At 58.9% G+C, this 20,464-nt stretch carries 21 protein-coding genes and 1 tRNA gene; 18 read left to right on the top strand and 4 right to left on the bottom strand.

The window, feature by feature from the left end; genetic code table 11:
* Positions 1-224: 224 nt before the first annotated feature.
* On the bottom strand, positions 225-1,583 hold the full coding sequence (locus tag BN1130_RS08990) for a sigma-54-dependent transcriptional regulator (RefSeq protein ID WP_042041581.1): 1,359 nt from the start codon (positions 1,581-1,583) through the stop codon (positions 225-227).
* 88 nt (positions 1,584-1,671) lie between these two features.
* A complete protein-coding gene (locus BN1130_RS08985; protein WP_084218171.1) occupies positions 1,672-3,450 on the bottom strand; it encodes a sensor histidine kinase in 1,779 nt (592 codons plus the stop codon).
* 171 nt (positions 3,451-3,621) lie between these two features.
* Here BN1130_RS08985 and BN1130_RS08980 point away from each other — a divergent pair, with 171 nt between their 5' ends.
* Positions 3,622-4,098: a DUF2753 family protein gene (locus tag BN1130_RS08980; RefSeq protein ID WP_042041580.1), complete on the top strand. Its 477-nt coding sequence runs from the start codon at positions 3,622-3,624 to the stop codon at positions 4,096-4,098.
* 39 nt (positions 4,099-4,137) lie between these two features.
* Here BN1130_RS08980 and BN1130_RS08975 read toward each other — a convergent pair whose 3' ends face one another.
* Positions 4,138-4,887: an enoyl-CoA hydratase-related protein gene (locus BN1130_RS08975; protein ID WP_042041579.1), complete on the bottom strand. Its 750-nt coding sequence runs from the start codon at positions 4,885-4,887 to the stop codon at positions 4,138-4,140.
* Between the two features lie 89 nt (positions 4,888-4,976).
* Between BN1130_RS08975 and BN1130_RS08970 the strand changes: the two genes are divergently transcribed.
* From BN1130_RS08970 to BN1130_RS08960, 3 genes are all read left to right on the top strand, one after another.
* Positions 4,977-5,420 (top strand): copper chaperone PCu(A)C, encoded by a 444-nt coding sequence (locus tag BN1130_RS08970; protein ID WP_042041578.1) that lies wholly within the window; start codon positions 4,977-4,979, stop codon positions 5,418-5,420.
* A 110-nt stretch (positions 5,421-5,530) separates the two neighbouring features.
* Positions 5,531-6,160: a TIGR04219 family outer membrane beta-barrel protein gene (locus tag BN1130_RS08965; protein ID WP_042041576.1), complete on the top strand. Its 630-nt coding sequence runs from the start codon at positions 5,531-5,533 to the stop codon at positions 6,158-6,160.
* A gap of 23 nt (positions 6,161-6,183) precedes the next feature.
* Entirely contained in the window at positions 6,184-6,861 is a 678-nt protein-coding gene (locus tag BN1130_RS08960; RefSeq protein ID WP_042041575.1) for an SDR family oxidoreductase, read from the top strand.
* Between the two features lie 82 nt (positions 6,862-6,943).
* Here the strand turns inward: BN1130_RS08960 and BN1130_RS08955 are convergent, their stop codons facing one another.
* Positions 6,944-8,668: a proline--tRNA ligase gene (locus tag BN1130_RS08955; protein WP_042041574.1), complete on the bottom strand. Its 1,725-nt coding sequence runs from the start codon at positions 8,666-8,668 to the stop codon at positions 6,944-6,946.
* Positions 8,669-8,920: 252 nt separating this feature from the next.
* On the opposite strand from BN1130_RS08955, the gene ruvA reads away from it, so the two are divergent.
* From ruvA to BN1130_RS08885, 14 genes are all read left to right on the top strand, one after another.
* The gene (ruvA, locus tag BN1130_RS08950) at positions 8,921-9,535 is read left to right on the top strand and encodes a Holliday junction branch migration protein RuvA (RefSeq protein ID WP_042041573.1); all 615 of its coding nucleotides are present in this window, start codon (positions 8,921-8,923) and stop codon (positions 9,533-9,535) included.
* Positions 9,536-9,543: 8 nt separating this feature from the next.
* The gene (gene ruvB / locus BN1130_RS08945) at positions 9,544-10,554 is read left to right on the top strand and encodes a Holliday junction branch migration DNA helicase RuvB (protein WP_042041572.1); all 1,011 of its coding nucleotides are present in this window, start codon (positions 9,544-9,546) and stop codon (positions 10,552-10,554) included.
* Positions 10,555-11,498: 944 nt separating this feature from the next.
* Entirely contained in the window at positions 11,499-13,055 is a 1,557-nt protein-coding gene (locus BN1130_RS08940; protein ID WP_042041571.1) for a cytochrome ubiquinol oxidase subunit I, read from the top strand.
* A gap of 12 nt (positions 13,056-13,067) precedes the next feature.
* Positions 13,068-14,204 carry a cytochrome d ubiquinol oxidase subunit II gene (cydB, locus tag BN1130_RS08935; RefSeq protein WP_042041570.1) on the top strand — a complete coding sequence of 379 codons (1,137 nt, stop codon included), beginning with the start codon at positions 13,068-13,070 and terminating at the stop codon, positions 14,202-14,204.
* Positions 14,205-14,218: 14 nt separating this feature from the next.
* Positions 14,219-14,335: a cytochrome bd-I oxidase subunit CydX gene (cydX, locus tag BN1130_RS21625; protein ID WP_042041569.1), complete on the top strand. Its 117-nt coding sequence runs from the start codon at positions 14,219-14,221 to the stop codon at positions 14,333-14,335.
* The gene (locus BN1130_RS08925) at positions 14,322-14,633 is read left to right on the top strand and encodes a cyd operon YbgE family protein (protein WP_042041568.1); all 312 of its coding nucleotides are present in this window, start codon (positions 14,322-14,324) and stop codon (positions 14,631-14,633) included. The genes cydX and BN1130_RS08925 overlap by 14 nt, the downstream gene beginning before the upstream one ends.
* Before the next feature lie 104 nt (positions 14,634-14,737).
* Positions 14,738-15,145: a tol-pal system-associated acyl-CoA thioesterase gene (gene ybgC, locus BN1130_RS08920; RefSeq protein WP_042041566.1), complete on the top strand. Its 408-nt coding sequence runs from the start codon at positions 14,738-14,740 to the stop codon at positions 15,143-15,145.
* Positions 15,135-15,827, top strand: coding sequence for a protein TolQ (gene tolQ / locus BN1130_RS08915; protein ID WP_042041565.1), 693 nt, complete (start codon positions 15,135-15,137; stop codon positions 15,825-15,827). The genes ybgC and tolQ overlap by 11 nt, the downstream gene beginning before the upstream one ends.
* A complete protein-coding gene (gene tolR / locus BN1130_RS08910; RefSeq protein WP_005908538.1) occupies positions 15,827-16,273 on the top strand; it encodes a protein TolR in 447 nt (148 codons plus the stop codon). Before tolQ ends, tolR begins: the two co-directional genes overlap by 1 nt.
* A 5-nt stretch (positions 16,274-16,278) precedes the next feature.
* On the top strand, positions 16,279-17,439 hold the full coding sequence (gene tolA, locus BN1130_RS08905; protein WP_042041563.1) for a cell envelope integrity protein TolA: 1,161 nt from the start codon (positions 16,279-16,281) through the stop codon (positions 17,437-17,439).
* Positions 17,440-17,442: 3 nt separating this feature from the next.
* Positions 17,443-18,768: a Tol-Pal system beta propeller repeat protein TolB gene (tolB, locus tag BN1130_RS08900; protein WP_042041562.1), complete on the top strand. Its 1,326-nt coding sequence runs from the start codon at positions 17,443-17,445 to the stop codon at positions 18,766-18,768.
* Positions 18,769-18,818: 50 nt separating this feature from the next.
* Positions 18,819-19,343, top strand: coding sequence for a peptidoglycan-associated lipoprotein Pal (gene pal, locus BN1130_RS08895; protein ID WP_042041561.1), 525 nt, complete (start codon positions 18,819-18,821; stop codon positions 19,341-19,343).
* A gap of 12 nt (positions 19,344-19,355) precedes the next feature.
* Positions 19,356-20,168: a tol-pal system protein YbgF gene (ybgF, locus tag BN1130_RS08890; RefSeq protein ID WP_042041560.1), complete on the top strand. Its 813-nt coding sequence runs from the start codon at positions 19,356-19,358 to the stop codon at positions 20,166-20,168.
* A 173-nt stretch (positions 20,169-20,341) separates the two neighbouring features.
* Positions 20,342-20,417, top strand: a tRNA-Lys gene (locus tag BN1130_RS08885).
* Positions 20,418-20,464: the final 47 nt, after the last annotated feature.

The raw sequence follows: 20,464 nt of genomic DNA, 5'->3' as shown, positions 1-20,464 counted from the left end.
ATTTCCGCAACATTTCAGAAGGGCCGGGCCGTGGCGGCCCGGGGGCGAGATGAGTGCGCCGCGAAAAGGGGTGGCAATCCCCCCATCCCCCTGCTGGCATGGGTGGGGTTTCGCCAATTCTCGCAGGAGATCGAGGTTGGGATCCGCCCCTGGACGCGCTGGGGCAGGGGCGCCGGGGGCTCTTTCAGCCAGGGCGTACCGACTGGCAGTGCGGCCTGGGAGCGTTATGCCCCCTCGCTGGCCTCGTCTCCGAGTTTGTAATCCTGCTTGTCGAGGCCATATTTACGCATCTTGTCGTACAGGGTCTTGCGGGGCAGGCCGAGTACCTCCTGAACCTCTTTCAGGCGACCGCGATGCTGGTTGAGGGTGTCGGTCAGCAGTATGCGCTCGAACCGGTCGACCTGCTCGGCCAGGGTCAGGGCCTCGCAACCCAGGCTGAGATCGGCAAAGGCGCCCTCTTCCCCCATCAGTACGCAGCGTTCGGCCAGGTTGCGCAGCTCGCGCACATTGCCCGGCCAGTCGTGGGCCAACAACCAGGCGCGCTGCTCTGCGCCAAGGCGCGGCGGTGCCAGCTGATAGCGGGTCGCCGCCACCCGCAGGAAGTTTTCAAACAGCAGGGGCACATCCTCCTTGCGCTCCCGCAATGGGGGGATATCGACCCTCACGACATTGAGCCGGTAATAGAGATCGGCGCGAAACGTGCCCTGCTCGACCAGTCTTTTCAGATCCATCTTGCTGGCGGCCAGTACCCTGATATCCAGCGAGATCAGCTGGTTGGTACCGAGTGGCTCGACCTTTCTATCTTCCAGTACCCGCAGCAGTTTGATCTGCAGCGCCATGGGCATGCTCTCAATCTCGTCGAGGAAGAGGGTGCCCTTGTCGGCCCAGACTATCTTGCCGACCCGTCGCTTCTGGGCGCCCGTGAAGGCGCCCGCCTCGAAGCCGAACAGCTCGCTCTCTATCATGGTCTCGGGCACGGCGCCGCAGTTGATGGCGACAAAGGGTTCGGCGGCCCGTATCGAGTGATCGTGCAGGAAGCGGGCGACCAACTCCTTGCCACACCCCGTCTCGCCCATGATGAGCACGTCGGCGGGGGCATCCTTGATGTGGGTGAGGATCTGGCGCAGCCGCTTGATGGCCGGGTGGGTGCCGAGCAGCCTGGGGCCCGGCCCGCTCTGGGCCTCCAACTCGCTGCGCAGCTCGCGGTTTTCCAGCACCAGACGTCGCTTGTCACAGGCGCGGCGCACGACCTCCAGCAACTGTTCGGTGCCGAACGGCTTCTCGATAAAGTCGTAGGCGCCGAGGCGAATGGCCTGCACCGCCGTCGAGATATCCCCATGACCGGTGAGCAGGATCACCGGCAGCTCGGGGTCACGGCTCATGATCTCCTCGAGCAGGGCGATGCCGTTCATGCCGGGCATGTTGATGTCGCTGATGATGATGCCGGGCCACTGCGCCTTGATGTGAGGCAGCGCCTCGGTGGCGCTGGCGAAGGTGGTGACCTGCCACTGGGCCAGCTCCAGAGTCTGGCCGAGGGAGAGACGCAGGTGGTGTTCATCGTCGATCAGCATGACTTGGTTCATGTCGGCCTCCTTGAGGGCGCTGTGGCCCGGGCTGTGCGGGTGAGATGGCGAAGGGTGAGCGCAGTATCATGGCAGGAGCAAGTCTGCTTCACAGGGGGCTCCTCAGGCTGGGGTCAACCGCGGGCAGTGTGATGGTGAAGCGGGCTCCGCCTCTGGGGTCATTGGTGGCGTCCAGGGTGCCGCCAAAGGCGGTGATGATGCGCAGGGATATGGTCAACCCCAGCCCCAGCCCCTGGGACTTGGTGGTATAGAAAGGGGCAAACAGCTGCCTGGCCTCGACCTGGAGGCCGGGGCCATTGTCGATGACGGCGATGGTCACCTGCTCCGCCAGGCTCTCCACCTCGAGCCAGACCCGGGGAGGGCCGCTGCTGGCGCAGGCCTGCAGGGCATTGTGCAGCAGGTTGACCAGAACCTGTTCGAGCTGGACTGCATCGGCGCGCACATAGAGGGGCTCGCTGGGCAGGCGGGTTTCGACCAGCACTCCCTGCTTGATCATCTGGCCGTGCAGGAGGGAGAGGCTGGCGTGCACCACGGGTTGCAGCGCCACCGCCTGCAGCCGCTGTTCTCCCTTGCGGGCGAACACCTTGAAGCGGGCCACCAGTTCGCTCATATGGTGGTTTAGATCATTGATTTGCAGCAGGTTGTCGCGGCAGCTATCGAGACGGCCCTGGTCGAGTAGCTGCAAGGCATTCTCGCCATAGGCCCGCATGGCGGCCAGGGGCTGGTTGAGCTCATGGTTGATCCCGGCCGACATCTCGCCGAGCAGGGCCAGCTTGGCGGTCTGTACCAGCTGCTCCTGGGTATCGACCAGCTCTCGCTGGGTCTGACGGAACTTGTCCAGGGTGGCGACCAAGTCCTGGTTGCTGGTGGAGAGGGCCTTGGTGCGCTGGTTGACCTTGTGCTCCAACAAGTTGTTGAGTCGGGCCAGGCGGGCGCGACCGAGCAGCACCTGGCGCCAGTAGAGCCAGATCATCAGCAGCAGCAGGGAGACCAGGGTGAAGCTGGCCAGGGCCTTGGCGATGATGGGGCGCAAGTCATGGAGTGGCTCCAGGGTATAGAGGTGCCAGCCGGCAGTCGGCATGGCGGTGCCGGTGAACAGATAGCCCTGGCCCCAGTGCCACTCGCTCTGGCTGCGCAGCAGGCCGAGGGAGGCGAGATCGCTCAAGGGGGCGCCCAGTTTGTCCCCATATTTACGCTCCTCGGCCAGGATGTGGCGGGTTGCCTGATCGAGCCTGACCAGGGGGCGATAGAGCCAGTCAGGCTGAGAGGCGAAGAAGACGACACCGTATTCGTCGGTGAGCAGGTAGTCGAGATCGCTGCGGGCCCAACGCTCGTCGATCAAGGAGAGCGCCACCTTGACCACCACGACCCCGAGCCGGCGATCGCCATCCTGGACCGGATAGGAGAAGTAGTAGCCGCGCCGCCCCGACCGTTGACCCAGGGCGAAGTAGCTGCCGGGTTTACCCTGCATCGCCTGGCGAAAATAGGGGCGGAAGTGGTAGTTATCGCCGACAAAGCTGTCCTGTTGCCGCCAATTACTGGCGGAGAGCACCTCTCCCTGCTCCGTCATCAGATAGATGGCATCCGTTCCCAGGATCTCGTTGTACTGCTCCAGCAGGGGGTGGAGGCGATAGGGAGGAAACTGCAGCAGCAAGGTCTGTTTGAGCTCGCTGCGGGTGGCGATCAGGGCGGGCAAGCGGCGGTACTTGTCGAGCTCGCCCAGCAGCTGCCCCGCGAGCCGTTCATTGTCGAGCTGTGCCTGCTGGCGCAGGCTCTCCAGCCCCCATTGGCGCGCCGTGAAGGCGATCATCACCATCAAGGTGACCCAGAGGCCGATCAGCAGGCCCCGACTTCCATTGTTCATCATGCCCTTCCTTAGGTTGGCATCATCTTAACCTGCCTTGGGATGAGACAGGGCGACGCCGATGACAGAGTGTGATGGGGGCAACAGGAGCAGAGATCCTGCACAATCTGTCAGCTTGATATTCATTCTCGTTTAGGCATCATGATAGGCCTCATTCAAGTAAGGAGGTCTCTCATGGCACAGACACTCACCAGGCCGGATAACACTGAGGCGCACTGGCAGCGTTACATGATAGAAGCCGAGCACTCCTTGGCACAGGGGGCGCTAGGCTCCGCCGTCTGCCTCTATCAGCAGGCCCTTGGCGTCATCTCCGAGTCCGTCGATGAGCAGAGCAAAGCCGTCACCATCGACCTCGAAGAGCTTGCCACCATGCGGGTTGCCACCTGCCATCGTCTCGCCGACTTCTGGCGTGCCATGGGGGAGCCCAACTACGAGTTGCGCTACCTCAAACTTGCCGCCGAATTGGTGACGGCACTGGTGCCCCAGTGCCCCCACAAGGGGTGCGAGTCCCTCATCAGTGAGCTGGGGTGCTGCCGCGCCGCCCTGCTTGGTTTCCTGCGTCGCCACCCCAACCCCGAGATAGCCAGACTGATCCAGAGTCAGGACATCTTGCAAGGTTGCGAGCTGATTGGACGTTTTCGCCTCAACTGATCAACCTCACCCGGGTTGAGCGGGCGGGTTGCGACGGGTTTATCCCCTGGTGGCCAGTTTGCGGGCGATGCGCGCTTGCGCCTCTTCCCCTTGCAACGCCAGGGAGAAGGCGCGCGCCTCCGTGTCGATGACGAAATGAACCGCCTGCCTGAGCTCTTGTTTGAGCAGGGCCTTGCTTCTTTGCAGGGCAAGGGGAGGCTTGTCGGCGAGCCGCTCGGCCTGGTGTTTGGCATGGGCCAGGAGATCGCCCGGGGCCAGCACCTGGTTGGCCAGCCCCAGATCCAGCGCCTCCCGGGCCGAGAGTGGCTCTGCCAGCAACAGCAGCTCGCACGCCTTGAGGTGACCCACGGCCCGGGGCAGCAACAAACTGGAAGCAAACTCAGGCACCAGACCCAACTCGACGAAGGGCAGTTGCAGCCTGGCGTTATCTGCCAGATAGACCAGATCACAGTGCAGCAGCAGGGTGGTGCCTATGCCCACCGCCGCCCCGGCCACGGCGGCAACCAGCGGCTTGGGGAAATCGGCAAGGGTGTGCAGGAACTGCAAGATGGGGTCATCCTCGCCGAGGCTCTCCTTGCCGATGAAATCGCCGAGATCGTTGCCGGCGGTGAAGCAATCCTGCTGGCCCTGCAGCAGCACCACTCGCACGTCCGCATCCAGCGCGGCCTCGCGCAGTTGCTGGGTCAATGCTTGATACATGGCGCCATTGAGGGCGTTGCGTTTGGCGGGGCGATTCAAGGTTAGGGTCAGTACCCCCTGCTGGCGCTGGCTGATGATGGGGTCGTTCATGTCGCAATCCTTGGCTGGTGGTCTGTTCAAGCTCCGCGCTTGGCAGTAAGCTTTTCCTTTCTTAACAAGTTCATAAAAGGATTTCAACCATGTTAAAACACATGTTTTATGCGGCAGTCTCCCTGTTGCTGGCGACCCCGGTGCTGGCGAACGTGACTGCCAGCGACGGTTATGTGCGTCTGCTGCCCCCTGGCTCCCCCAACACGGCGGCCTTCGTGGTGCTGAAAAACGACGGTGATGCCCCGGTGAAACTGACCGGCGCCAGCTCTCCCGAGGTGGCTCGCGCCGAGCTGCATACTCACCTCCATGAGAATGGCGTGATGCGTATGCGTCAGGTCGAGAGCATCGAGATCCCGGCCAAGGGAGAGGTGGCGCTCAAGCCGGGCAGTTTTCACATCATGCTGTTCGATCTCAAGGATCAACCCAGTCAGGATACCCCCTTCCCCCTGACCCTGAGTCTGGATAATGGTCAGACCCTGGGTCTGTTGTTACCGGTGAAACCGGTCGAGCCTTCGGCGGGTATGCAGCACTAATCCGGGTCAGATCTGGGTCAGAATTGGTCGCTGTGTGGATAATCTTGCTAGGTATTGGGGATAAGCGAGGTAAAATGCGGGTCTAATCCCGCATTCTCTGGAGTTTAATAATGAAAAAGACACTGTTGGCCTCTTCCCTGCTTGCCCTGATGAGCACCTCTGCCATGGCCGCCGATGACTGGCGCTTTGCCGTCGGCAGCGATATCTGGAATGCCGAAGGTAGCGGTCACGTCAACGACATCGGGGCCAACGGCAGCTTTGATGACAAAAACAACTGGAGCGGTTACCTGCAGCTGGAGCATGGCATCATCCTACTGCCCAATGCCAAGTTTGAAATGTCCGACCTGAGCTCCAGCGGCGGCGCCTTCGACAACGATCTGCAAGCCTACGATCTGAGCCTCTACTATCGCCTGTTCAACAACGATCTGTTCCAGATCGATCTGGGTCTGACCGGTCGTCGTTATGAAGGGGACTTCAATACCCAGCACTACTCCTATGACAAAGACGTGCTGATGGCTTACAGCAGCGCCGAAGTGCGTCTGCCGGGTACCGGCTTCTCTGCCTTCGGCGATGCCCGGGTGCAGGATGCAGACAACTATGACTACCGTCTGGGTGGTGCTTACAAGTTCTCCTCCCTGCCGCTCAAGCTGCGCGCTGGCTGGCGTCAAGTCGATGTCGACTTTGACAAGGTTGATCAGCGGATAGATGGCTGGTTCGCTGGCGCCGAATTCAGCTTCTAATTTCACGGCAACGAGGGTTCCTCATGGGCAACATCATTGTGACGGGGGCGGGGTCTGGTCTGGGCCGAGCCTTGACGAATGGACTGGTGGCCCGCGGTCACCGGGTGGCCATGATGGGACGCCGTTACCAGAAATTGCAGGATCTGGAGGCCGAACTCGGTCAGGCCGTGATCGGCATCGCGGCGGATCTCTCCCACCACGAAGAGGTGGAGATGGCCTTCGCCGCTGCGGTGGAGTGGGGCGGTCTGCCGAGTCTGGTGATCCATTGCGCCGGGGTCGGTGAATTTGGCCCGGTCGGCGTCTATACCGCCGAACAGGTGCGCCGGGTGGTGGAGAATAATCTTGTCTCCACCATTTTGGTGGCCCAGCAGACGGTGCGGCTCATCGGGGAGCGGGGCGGCATACTCGCCAACGTGCTCTCCTCGGCCGCGCAGGTTGGCAAGGCCAACGAGAGCCTCTATTGCGCCTCCAAATGGGGCATGCGCGGCTTTCTCGAATCCTTGCGCGCCGAGACCAAGGGCGGCCCGTTGCGCCTGGTCAACCTCTATCCAAGCGGCATTCGCAGTGAATTCTGGGACAACTCGGATCACGTGGATCCGAGTGGTTTCATGACCCCGGAAGACGCTGCCGAATACATGCTCGATGCCCTGGAGGCGCGCAGCAGCTGCCATGTGACCGACCTCTTTATTGGTCGCAATTAGGCACTGTTGCCTGGAGACGCTGGATCACCAGACAACAAAAAGCGCGCCGATTGGCGCGCTTTTTTATGGGCGTTGGCGGGGATTAACGGCCCAGCTTGGCCTTGATCATGGCGACGATGTCGGTGATGGCCACTTCCTGCTTCTCACCGGTACGGCGGCACTTGTACTCCACCACGCCGCTGTCCAGGCCACGATCGCCGATGACGATGGCGTGGGGGACGCCCAGCAGCTCCATGTCGGCAAACATCACGCCCGGGCGCTCTTTACGGTCATCGAACAGGGTGTCGACCCCGGCGGCTTTCAGCTCGGTGTAGAAACGCTCGGCCAGTTCGGCAACCCGTACCGATTTGTGCATGTTCATCGGAATGATGACCGCTTCGAACGGTGCTATGGCATCCGGCCAGATGATGCCGTACTGGTCATTGTTCTGCTCGATGGCGGCAGCCACCAGGCGGGAGACCCCGATACCGTAGCAGCCCATCTCCATGGTGACGGACTTGCCGCCCTCGTTGAGCACGTTGGCCTTCATGGCTTCGGAGTACTTGGTGCCCAGCTGGAAGATGTGGCCCACTTCGATGCCGCGCTTGAGCAGCAGCTTGCCCTGGCCGCAGGGGCTGGGGTCGCCTTCGACGACGTTGCGCAGATCGGCCACTTCGTAAGCGGTGATGTCACGATCCCAGTTGGCACCGGTCAGGTGGCAGCCAGTCTCGTTGGCGCCACAAACAAAATCGCTCAGCTGGGCGGCGCTGCGATCGACGATGATGCGACCGGCAAAGCCGACCGGACCGATGGAGCCTGCCTCGCAGCCTGCCGCAGCGAGGATCTGCTCGTCGCTGGCGAAGGTGAGCGGGTTGGCCACCCCGGCCAGTTTCTCTGCCTTGAGCTCGTTGAGCTCATGGTCGCCGCGCACTATCAGGGCAATCACGGCCTGCTTGCCGTGCTCGTCCGCATCAGCCAGTACCAGCAAGGTCTTGGCGATGGCGCTCGGTGCCAGGCTCAGGAAAGCGGCGACCTCATCGATGCTGTGCACCGCCGGGGTAGCGACCTTGGTCAGGGCCTGGGTCGCGGCAGCGCGCTCACCGGCCGGGGCCAGGGCTTCGGCCATCTCGATGTTGGCGGCGTAGTCGGAGCTGTCGGAGAAGGCGATCAGGTCTTCACCGCTCTCGGCCAGCACCTGGAACTCATGGGAGCCAGTGCCACCGATGGAGCCGGTATCGGCCTGCACCGGGCGGAAGTTCAGGCCCATGCGGCTGAAGGCGGTGCAGTAGGCGGCGTGCATCCGCTCGTAGGTCTCGATCAGCGAGGCCTTGTCGATGTGGAAGGAGTAGGCATCCTTCATCAGGAACTCGCGACCGCGCATCACACCGAAACGGGGACGCACTTCATCGCGGAACTTGGTCTGGATCTGATAGAGGTTCAGGGGCAGCTGCTTGTAGCTGTTCACCTCGTTACGGACCAGGGCGGTGATCACCTCTTCGTGGGTCGGGCCCAGCACGAAGGCACGGTTGTGACGGTCGGTCAGGCGGCACAGCTCGGGGCCGTAGTCGTCCCAGCGGCCGGATTCCTGCCACAATTCGGCCGGTTGAACCACCGGCATGGACACTTCGACAGCCCCTGCGTTGTTCATCTCTTCGCGGACTATGTTCTCAATCTTCTTGAGTACACGCAGACCAGAGGGCAACCAGGCGTACATGCCGGAGGCCAGTTTGCGGATCATGCCGGCGCGCAGCATCAGCTGATGGCTGACAACCTCGGCGTCGGACGGAGTTTCCTTGAGGGTAGAAAGCAGATAATGGCTGGTACGCATCGCGATGAACCTTAACGTGAGACGGGCCGCCGGGCCCTGGATAAATGCAAGGGCGGAATTTTAACATGGGTCATCATCCTAATGCGATTTTCTGTCTTCAATAAGTGACTAAATGCAGCGGGCTCTTCGCCATCCTGCTGTTATATGACTGACATAGGCAGCGGGTTTCATCAGTGTGCTGGATACTTATCCAGTAATTATTTAAGCTAGGGCCACTTTTGTTGCTAGCTGTGTTGGTTGAGGAGACAAGCCGTGATCGGTCGCTTGAGAGGCATTGTAATTGAGAAGAATCCCCCCGAGGTGTTGCTCGAGGTGGGGGGCGTGGGCTATGAGGTCCAGATGCCCATGAGCTGCTTCTATGACTTGCCCGAGCTTGGCAAGGAGGCGATCGTTCAGACTCACTTCGTGGTGCGTGAAGATGCCCAGCTGCTGTATGGCTTCAACCACAAGCAGGAGCGCGCCCTGTTTCGCGAGCTGATCAAGACCAATGGCGTCGGCCCCAAGCTGGCGCTGGCCATCCTCTCCGGCATGACGGCCAGCCAGTTCGTGCTCAGCGTCGAGCGCGAGGAGATAAGCACCCTGGTCAAGTTGCCAGGGGTCGGCAAGAAGACCGCCGAGCGCTTGGTGGTGGAGATGAAAGACAGGCTCAAGGGCTGGGTCAGTCACGACCTCTTCTCGCCAGCGACTATCAGCCTGCCCGCTCAGGAGAGCAGCCTGCGCGCCCCCGATGCGAGCGAGGAGGCGGCCAGCGCCCTGGTCGCGCTCGGTTACAAGCCGGCTCAGGCGAGCCAGATTGTGGGCAAGGTCGCCAAGGAGGGGATGTCGGTGGAAGCCATCATCCGCGAATCCCTGCGTAGTCTGGTGTGAGGTAAGAGATGATCGAAGCAGACCGCCTCATCTCGGCCACGGGTGTTCGTGAAGATGAGGTCATCGACAGGGCGATTCGTCCCAAGAAGCTGGCCGACTATACCGGCCAGGATCCTGTGTGCGCCCAGATGGAGATCTTCATCGAAGCCGCCCGCCAACGTGGCGAGGCGCTGGATCATTTGCTGATCTTTGGCCCACCGGGTCTGGGCAAGACCACCCTCGCCAATATCGTGGCCAATGAGATGGGGGTGAACATCAAGACCACCTCGGGTCCTGTGCTGGAGAAAGCTGGGGATCTGGCGGCGCTGCTCACCAACCTCGAGCCCAATGATGTGCTCTTCATCGACGAAATTCACCGACTCAGCCCAGTGGTGGAGGAGGTGCTCTATCCGGCGATGGAAGATTATCAGCTCGACATCATGATAGGAGAGGGGCCCGCGGCTCGCTCCATCAAGCTCGACCTGCCCCCCTTCACCCTGATTGGCGCCACCACCCGGGCCGGCTCCCTCACCAGCCCGTTGCGGGACAGATTCGGCATCGTCCAGCGGCTGGAGTTCTACAACGTCAAGGACTTGACCGACATAGTCGCGCGCAGCGCCCGCTGCCTGGGCCTTGAGATGACCGACGATGGCGCCCTGGAAGTGGCGCGCCGCTCCCGTGGCACCCCCCGCATTGCTAACCGATTGTTACGCAGGGTCCGTGATTTCGCCCAGGTGAAATCCGATGGCCGCATCGATGGCCCCATTGCGGCCCGTGCCATGGACATGCTGGACGTGGATAACGAAGGTTTCGACTTCATGGATCGCAAGCTATTGTTGGCTGTGATTGACAAGTTTATGGGCGGGCCTGTCGGGCTGGATAACTTGGCTGCCGCCATCGGTGAAGAGAAGGACACTATTGAGGACGTGCTTGAGCCCTACCTGATCCAGCAGGGTTATCTGCAACGTACTCCAAGAGGCAGGATTGCGACGGTTAGAGCCTATGCCCACTTCGGTTTGCAGCGACCCGCTGAGAGCTGAAAACGGCTGGTTCGACAAAAAACCGTCCTCTGGGGCGGTTTTTTTATGGGCGGGCATAAAAAAGCCCACACGCACAGGCGGTGGGCATAAAAGACAATTCAGGGTGGATGTTCACAGACAGTGAGTGCGCCTGGACACAAGCCGGGTAAGGCAAAAACGGTGAGTCGTCGCGAGACTCAGAGTCGGTTCATTTGATACAGCTGAACGAAAGAGATCTTGTAATAACGGATCGCTTTAGTAACAAACTTTTTCATCTTGGTATCCCTCTGTCAGATTCGAAATGGTCATCAAAAACGCACTGGGAACCCTGATTAACCGGCCTGTATCCAAGGGATTGCCCTCACTGCGGGGCGCATTGTAGGAGGAGGTTCATGAAGGAGCAAACAAGAAAAATTGTCACTTTCGGATTAGTTTTATTAATTCATTTTCTGGCAATTCAAACTAGCATGAACATGCGTTTTTATCGGTTTTTCAGTAATTTCGCATCGAGGCATCATCTTTGACAGAAATGAGTAGGTCTATATTGATGCAACGATTTATTTAATAGGTTTCATTGTGGCGCGCGCCTTGTAAAAATTGATTTAAATCAATAAATTAAAATCTTTGTGGATTTGTGATTTTGCTCTCGAATTGGATGTGATTTAAGCGTAAAAAACCCTTTGAAACACATGTATTGACACTGGTTTTACATTGATTTCAATCAAATAAAGATGATATAAAACAGTCGTCATCATGGGCGAGAATAAATACCATCTGCTTGTTTTGTAGTTGTTAAACATTAGCTTTATTTGTTCTTAGTTATTGCCTTGTTGTTAATATTTGGTCGTGACCTAACAATGCGGTTGTGAAGTGATGCAGTACGCAGCGGGTTCGGGAGCACCAACGGAAGCTTTGTTCTTAAATACACCTAAAATAGCCGTGCCAATAATCGGTGAGGAAACATCATGATTGCTGAGCATGTGGTAGACCTATCGCGGTTCCAATTTGCTGCGACGGCCCTTTATCACTTCCTGTTTGTACCCCTGACGCTGGGAATGGCCTTCATTCTTGCGATCATGGAATCTGTCTATGTCATGACCAATAACCCCGTTTACAGGGACATGACCAAGTTCTGGGGCAAGTTGTTTGGGATCAACTTCGCCTTGGGGGTCACAACGGGTCTGACCATGGAGTTCCAATTCGGGACTAACTGGGCCTACTACTCCCACTATGTCGGCGATATCTTCGGGGCTCCGCTGGCCATCGAAGGCTTGATGGCCTTCTTCCTCGAATCCACCTTCGTCGGTATGTTCTTCTTCGGTTGGGATCGCCTCACCAAGCGTCAGCATCTGGCGGCAACCTGGTTGATGGCGTTGGGAACCAACCTCTCCGCGCTCTGGATCCTGGTCGCCAACGGCTGGATGCAAAACCCGGTCGGTGCCGAGTTCAACTTCGAATCCATGCGCATGGAGATGGTGAGCTTCGCGGATCTGGTGTTCAACCCGGTAGCCCAGGTCAAGTTCGTGCACACTGTCGCGGCGGGCTACACCACGGGTGCCATGTTCGTGCTGGGCATCTCTTCCTACTACCTGCTCAAGGGAAGGGATGTGGCGTTTGCTCGTCGCTCCTTCGCCATCGCGGCAGCCTTTGGCATGGCCTCCATCCTGTCTGTGTTGATCCTGGGTGATGAATCCGGCTACGAGACCGGTGAAGTACAGAAGGTGAAACTGGCCGCCATCGAGGCGGAGTGGGATACCCATCCGGCCCCGGCTTCCTTCACCCTGTTCGGTATCCCGAATCAGGAGGAGATGCGCACCGATTACGCCATCAAGATCCCCTATGCCCTCGGCATCATTGCCACTCGTTCCCTGGACGAGCAGGTGACCGGCATCAAGGATCTGAAGAGCGAGCACGAACTGCGGGTGCGTAACGGCATGACCGCCTACGAACTGCTGACCAAGCTGCAATCTGGTGACAAGTCGGAAGAGACCCGTGCCCGTTTCGATGAAGTGAAACAGGATCTCGGTTACGGTCTGCTGCTCAAGCGCTACACCAATGACGTCGTCGATGCGACCGATGCCCAGATCAAGTCCGCCGTGGATGATTCCATCCCCCATGTGGCGCCCCTGTTCTTCGCGTTCCGCATCATGGTTGCCTGTGGCATCGCCATGCTGCTGCTCATTGGTATCGCCTTCTATGACAGCACTCGTCACCGTATCGGTCAGCGCAAGTGGCTGCTCAAGGCGTTGCTGTGGGGTATACCTCTGCCCTGGATTGCCATCGAGTGTGGTTGGTTTGTGGCCGAGTATGGCCGTCAGCCCTGGACCATAGCGGAAGTGTTGCCGACCTTCGTGTCTGCCTCCAACATACCCGCCTCCGAGATCTGGTTCTCCCTGATAGGCATCTGTCTGTTCTATTCGGTACTGCTGGTCATCGAGATGTACCTGATGTTCAAGTATGCGCGTCTGGGCCCTAGCAGCCTCAGAACCGGCAAGTACCACTTCGAACAGCTCAAGGCATAAGGGGATCGACTCATGTTTGATTACGAAATGTTGCGTCTGGTCTGGTGGGTGCTGGTCGGTGTCTTGCTGATCGGGTTCGCTGTCACGGATGGTTTTGATATGGGGGTGGGCGCACTGCTCCCCTTCGTCGGCAAGAAGGATGTTGAGCGTCGAGTGATGCTCAACACCATGGGGCCGCACTGGGAAGGCAACCAGGTCTGGCTGGTCACCGCGGGTGGTGCGCTGTTTGCCGCCTGGCCCATGGTCTATGCGGCAGCCTTCTCCGGCTTCTACATCGCCATGATCTTGACCCTGATGGCGCTCTTCCTGCGCCCGGTCGGCTTCAAGTACCGCTCCCTGCGTGAAGATGCCAAATGGCGCAACAACTGGGATTGGGGAATCTTCATCGGTAGCGCCGTGCCGCCAGTGATCTTCGGGGTGGCCTTCGGCAACCTGCTGCAGGGGGTGCCGTTCAGCTTCAACCAGTTCCTGATGCTGACCTATCACGGCAACTTCTTCGGCCTGCTCAACCCGTTTGGCTTGCTGGCCGGTCTGGTCAGCCTGTTCATGATCGTGACCCAGGGTGCCACCTGGCTGATGATGAAGACCGAGGGGGAAGTGCTGGCTCGCTCCCGTACCGCCGCCATGATCTTCTCCCTGTTGACTCTGGTGACCTTCGCGGTAGCGGGTGTCTGGGTCAGTGGCATGGATGGTTATGTGGTGGTCAGCGGCGCGGCGACCGATGCGGTGACCAACCCCTTGCATAAGGAAGTGGTGGTGCAGGCCGGTGCCTGGATGCAGAACTACAACCTCTATCCCTGGATGATTGCTGCCCCCGTGCTGGGTCTGGTGATGAGCCTGCTGACCGCGCTTTCGGCCAAGCTTGGCAAGGGCTGGCTGGCGTTCCTCTGCTCCTCCCTGGCTATCGCGGGCATCATACTGACCTGCGGCTTCGCCATGTTCCCGTTCGTGATGCCTTCGAGCCTGGAGCCGTCACAGAGCCTGACCATGTGGGATGCCACTGCCTCCTTCAACACCCTTAAGGTGATGACAGTGGTTGCTGCCATTTTTGTGCCGACTGTGCTGGCGTACACCATCTGGACCTACATCAAGATGTTTGGCCGGGTGAGCAACAAGCACATCGAAGACAACCAACAATCGCTCTACTAAGAAGGTGCCCTGATATGTGGTATTTCACCTGGATCCTGGGTCTGCTGCTGGCTTGTGCGTTTGGGATCATCAATGCGCTCTGGCTGGAGCACACCGAGAACCTGGATCGCACGATCGATGAAGAGAAGTGACCAACTGGCCCGGCTGGCCGCTCCCCTTGAGCGCCAGCCATGGCAGGGTCTGATGTTACTCGCGGCGGCCCTGTTGGCCGCCGCCATTTTACAGGCCCCTAATCTGATTGCGGCCAACACCAGTGCTCATGGTCACTGGGTGGCGCCCTGGTTGATGTGGGCAGTCAGTTGCGGCGTCATGCACGGGCTGGGGTTTCATCCCCGCAGCCTGCCGGGCAGGGTGTTTTTCTGCCCCTGGTTCGCCTGGCCAAGCCTGCTTTATGGGCTCTGGCTGACACACAGTTACTTCCTGCCATAAAAACAGGGGGAGACAGGATTTCCCTGTCTCCCCCTGCTTCTTTCCTATTCACCCCTGCGCTATGATACCCCCCCATCAGACTGTCGAATGGATCACAGATTGTTATGGGTGAAGTCTCTGAGTTTCCGGTACGGGTCTACTACGAAGATACCGATGCCGGGGGCATCGTCTACAACGCCAATTATCTCAAATTTATGGAGCGGGCCCGCACCGAGTTTCTGCGTGCCGGCGGCATCGAACAGGACGTCCTGCTCGGACTGGGGATCGCCTTCGTGGTGAGCCGGACCGAGATCGATTTTCGCGCCGCAGCCCGCTTCAACGAATTACTGACCGTAATAACGCAAGTGACTGAAGTGAGACGCGCCTCCATGCGCTTCTCGCAACAGATACTGGCGGCTGATGGGCGACTGATCACCCAGGCCATGGTACAGATAGCCTGTGTCAGTCACCCGCTTATGAAACCTGTTGCAATACCTGAAAATGTGAAGGGAGTGCTGTTAAGTGCACGCTGAAATTTCGTTTATTGGTCTGTTCTGGCAAGCCAGCCTCTTGGTCAAGCTGGTGATGTTGACCCTGATGGGCATGTCTGTTGTCTCCTGGGCACTGATTATCCAGCGCGCCAAGGTCATCAAGGCTGCCAACCTGGCATCCGAGCAATTCGAGGACAGATTCTGGTCCGGGGTGGATCTCAACCGCCTCTATCAGGAGTCCTCCTCCCGCCGCGATGATATCGAAGGCATGGAAGACATCTTCTACTCCGGCTTCAAGGAGTATGCCCGTCTGCTCAAGGCCGGTGCCCGGGGTCAGGATGCGGTGATGGACGGTACTTACCGTGCCATGCGGGTGTCGTTGTCTCGCGCCGTGGACGAGCTGGAGTCCAACCTGCCGGTATTGGCGACCGTCGGCTCCATCAGCCCCTATATCGGCCTGTTTGGTACCGTATGGGGCATCATGAATGCCTTTATCGCCCTGGGACAGGTACAACAGGCGACTCTGCAGATGGTGGCACCCGGCATCGCCGAGGCGTTGATCGCCACCGCCATGGGCCTGTTCGCCGCGATCCCGGCGGTCATCTTCTACAACCGCTTTACCAACAAGGTCGAGCGACTGGAGAACGCCTACGCCAACTTCATGGATGAGTTCACCACCATTCTGAACCGCCAGATAGCACAGCAGCAACAGGGTGATCAGTAATGCAAACCTATCAGCGGATCCGGCGCAAGAAGGTGGCCGAGATCAACGTGGTGCCTTACATCGACGTCATGCTGGTGCTGCTCATTATCTTCATGGCGGTGACGCCGGTGATCACCCAGGGGGTGAAGGTAGATCTGCCCCAAGCGGAGTCTGAGCAACTGCCGGAAGATGCCAAGTCCCCCTTCATCGTCAGCGTCAACGTCGATGGCGAATACGTGGTCAAGGCGGGTGAAGCGGATGACGAGCCGGTACCTGCTGGTTCGCCCGAGGCTATCCAGCAATTTATCACCGAGAAGGCCATGGGGTATCTCGCGGTCAACCAGGGTGCCCCCGTGGTGGTGGCTGGCGACAAGGCCGTGCGCTATGAAGAGGTGATACTGTTGATGGTCGCCTTGAAGAAAGCCGGCGTGCCCCAGGTTGGTCTGATGACGGATCCGGTGAACTGACGGAGATGGATGTGAAACGTGGTATTTCCAGTTATCTCATCGTCTCGCTGCTGCTGCATCTGATCATCGGCATCATCTTGCTGGTCGGTGTCGATTTCAGCAAGCCGAAGCGGCCTGCCTCCTCGGCCCAGATAGTCAACGCTGTGATGCTCGATGACGAATTCCTTGCCGAGCAAGCCGCGAAGATCCAGCAACAGCAAGCACAACAGCAAAACAAGCCAGCCGTGAAGGCCGATATCGATCAGGCTAAACAGGCTCGCGAGCTAGAAGAGGAGCGGCTGAAGAGCGTCGAAACCAAGCGCAAGGCCGCCGAAGAGGCGACCCGCAAAGCCGAGACCGAGAAACAGAAGAAGCAGGCCGAGCAGAAACAGGCCGAAGCGCAAGCTCAACAGGCTGAACAGGTCCGCAAGCAAGAGGAGCTGAAGACCAAGAAGGCCGAGACAGAACGCAAGGCGGCCGAAGAGGCGACCAGCAAAGCCCTGGCCCTGAAGAAGAAACAAGAGCAAGAACAGAAGCAGGCTGAGGAGAAGGCCAAGGCCGCCAAAAAAGTAGAGGCGGACAAGCAGGCCAAAGCAGAAGCGGACAAGAAGGCGAAAGCGGAGGCCGAGAAGAAGGCCAAGGCAGACGCGGACAAGAAAGCCAAGGCGGACGCCGAAAAGAAAGCCAAAGCCGAGGCCGATAAGAAGGCCAAGGACGAGGCGGCCAAAAAGGCAAAAGCTGACGCAGACAAGAAAGCGAAGGAAGAGGCTGACAAGAAGGCCAAAGCCGATGCCGAGCGCAAGCGCAAGGCAGCCGAAGAAGCCAAGCTACAGGCACAACTAGAGGCTCAAATGCAGGCGCAAATGGCGGCTGAGGCCAGCTCTAGAAGTCAGGCAGCGGCGGCAGCGGCTCAGGGTGAGGTCGACAAGTATGCCGCGCTCATCAAGGCCACGGTCGAGCGTTACATGATTTTGGATCCCACCATGCGGGGCAAAACATGTACTATCGGTGTGAAGCTTGCCAGCAGTGGCTTCGTTATTTCGGTCGACAATGGTCAGGGTGATCCCGCCGTCTGTCGTTCGGGTCGAGCCGCCGTACTGAAGGCGAACCAGTTGCCCGTGCCCAAGGATCCTGCGGCATTCGAGCAGCTCAAAGAATTCAATCTCAAATTGGAACCGAGTATTTAAGCCATGATAAGAAAAGTATTTTTTGCTTTGGTTGGCTGCTTGCTGATGGGCCAGAGCGCCCAGGCGGCGCTGGACATCGTCATCACAGGTGGTATCGACAGCGCCCGTCCCATCGCCGTGGCTCCCTTCAAGTGGAGTGGTGAGGGTCAGTTGCCTCAGGATATTGCCGAGGTGGTCTCCAATGACCTGATGCGCAGCGGCAAGTTCAAGCCGCTGGCTCGTGGCCAGATGCCGCAGACCCCGAGCAGCAGTGGCGAGATTGATTTCGCGCCCTGGGCCTCGCAAGGGGTGGAAGCCGTGGTGGTGGGCACCATAGCCCCTGCCGGCAATGGTTCCTACAAGATCAACTTCGAACTGGTCGATGTGCTCAAGGGGCAGCTAGCCAAGACCCAGGGCGGAGAAGCCAATGGTTACGTGCTCGACAGTCGCATGGCCACCATTCCCGGTGCCCAGATGCGTCAGTTTGCCCACCGTATCTCCGACATCGTCTATGAGCGCCTGACTGGCGAGCGTGGCGCCTTCCTGACTCGCCTGGCCTATGTGGCGGTCGATCAGGGGGCCCAGTTCCCCTACCAACTGCGTATCTCCGACTATGACGGTTACAACGAGAAGGTCTTGCTGCGTTCCCGTGAGCCGCTGATGTCTCCGGCCTGGTCGCCGGATGGCAGCAAGCTGGCTTATGTCAGCTTCGAGAACCAGAAGTCCGAGATCTATGTGCAGGATATTTACAATCAGCAGCGCAGCCTGGTCTCCAGCTTCCGTGGCATTAACGGGGCGCCAGAGTGGTCGCCAGATGGTCGTCGATTGGCTATCGTTCTGTCCAAGGATGGTCAACCGGATATCTATATCATTGATGTTGCTAGCAAGCAGCTGACCCGGGTGACCAATAGCCGCACCATAGACACTGAACCCTCCTGGACGGCAGATGGACAAAGTTTGGTATTCACCTCTGAACGTGGTGGCAAACCCCAGATTTATAGCGTAAATTTGGCGACTGGCGCCACTCGTCGCATCACCTGGGAAGGGGATTCTAACCAGGGTGCGTCCATGACAGCGGACGGCAAGTCCATGGTAGTGGTCACCCGGGAACAGGGACAATATCGCATCGCTCGGCAGGATATGGAAAGCGGAGCCATGTTGGTATTGACCCAGAGTGCATTGGATGAGTCGCCAAGTGTGGCTCCTAATGGCAGCATGATCATCTACTCCACCATCTATCAGGGGCGCAAGAGCCTGGCTCTGGTCTCGACGGATGGTCGCTTCAAGGCAGTATTGCCGACAAGCAGCGGGGAAATACGTGCGCCAGCTTGGTCGCCCTTTCTGAATTGATAATAAATTCAATTGTTTTTTGTTTTGTTATAAAGGTTTAAGGAAATAGCATGCAACTCAATAAACTGCTCAAGGGTCTGGCCATCGCACTGCCACTGTTCACCCTGGCTGCCTGTAGTTCTTCTTCCGACTCCGACGCTTCCGGCGCCGAAGCGGGTATGACCGACGGCATGGGTGGTGTACAGACTGGCTCCGCCAATGGTCTGTTGTCACCGGAAGAGCAGATGCGTCAAAAGTTCGAAGCGCTGCAGCGCGATAACGTCATCTTCTTCCCGTACGACGGTTACGATATCCAGGGTCAATACGCCGACCTGCTGGATGCCCACGCCAGCTACCTGCGTGAGCGCCCGTCCGTCAAGGTACTGATCGAAGGTCACGCCGATGAGCGCGGTACCCCTGAGTACAACATCGCCCTGGGCGAGCGTCGTGCCAAGGCCGTAGCCAAATATCTGCAAACCCTGGGTGTGCAGGCTGAGCAGCTGTCCATCGTCAGCTATGGCGAAGAGAAGCCGCTGGACCTGTCTCACACCGAGGATGCCTTTGCCAAGAACCGTCGTGCGGTTCTGGTCTACTAAGGTTTCATTCGGATGAATCTTGTGTATAAAAATGCGGCCATTTCGATGGCCGCACTTCTATTTAGCATGGGGGCCCACGCCGCGGCGCCTGTGTCCGATCTCTCCGGTGGCGACAGTGCCGTCACCGCCGCCTTCGGCAACAATGCGGGCGCCATCGTGCCCTCAGGCAGCCTGGAGGACAGGGTGGCGCTGCTGGAGCGCACCCTCAATGCCCGTCTGCGTCTACAGGCCGACTTGCAGCAGCAGGTCGACTCTCTGCAAGGAGAGGTGGCCGACTTGCGTGGTCAGCTGGAGCAGCAGACCTACAAGATGGAGCAGTCCCAGGAGCGCCAGCGCCAGCTCTATCAGGAGCTCGACAAGGTCAGCAGCCAACAGGCCGCTCCGGCCGCAGCTGTTGCCGCCACGGCGGCAACGGCCAGCGCCGCGAGTGCCGCGACCTATTCCAGTAACCAGGATGAAAATCAGGCCTATGATTCGGCCGTGAACCTGGTGCTCAAGGATAAAAACTACGACAAGGCGATCCCGGCATTCCAGGGGTTCATCAAGCAGTTCCCGGATTCGAGCTATGTGCCCAATGCCCACTACTGGCTGGGGCAATTGCTGTTCAACAAGGGGGACAGGCCCGGTGCCACTGCCCAGTTCAAGACCCTGGCTGACAAGTACAGCAAGTCTCCCAAGCGTGCCGATGCACTGGTCAAGTTGGGCATGATAGCTCAGCTGGATGGCAACAAGGCGCAGGCAAAAAGTTACTACGAGCAGGTGATCAAGGGCTATCCCAACACCTCGCCAGCACAGCTCGCCAAGCAGAGCCTCGACAAGCTGTAACATTGCGCTAGGTGGTTGTTTTCGTAACACTCTTGTAAATGTGACAGCAGTTTGTACGCACAGTGAGCAAACGGATTTAAATTAAGAATTTTCTGTTGCACCAAGAATTTAAATCCGTATTATAGGCCGCCGTCAGCGTCGGTACAGTCATGTGCCCGATGCGGTGGTGGTATGGGTCGTTAGCTCAGTCGGTAGAGCAGTTGACTTTTAATCAATTGGTCGCTGGTTCGAATCCAGCACGACCCACCATTCTCCACTCCAGAGTGGAAAGCAGTATCCCAGGTCGTTTAGCTCAG

The organism is Aeromonas rivuli, assembly GCF_000820045.1.
GTDB classification, from domain to species: domain Bacteria; phylum Pseudomonadota; class Gammaproteobacteria; order Enterobacterales; family Aeromonadaceae; genus Aeromonas; species Aeromonas rivuli.
The sequence above is the reverse complement of the archived record's forward strand: the minus strand, read 5'-3'. Positions and strand labels throughout refer to the sequence as shown.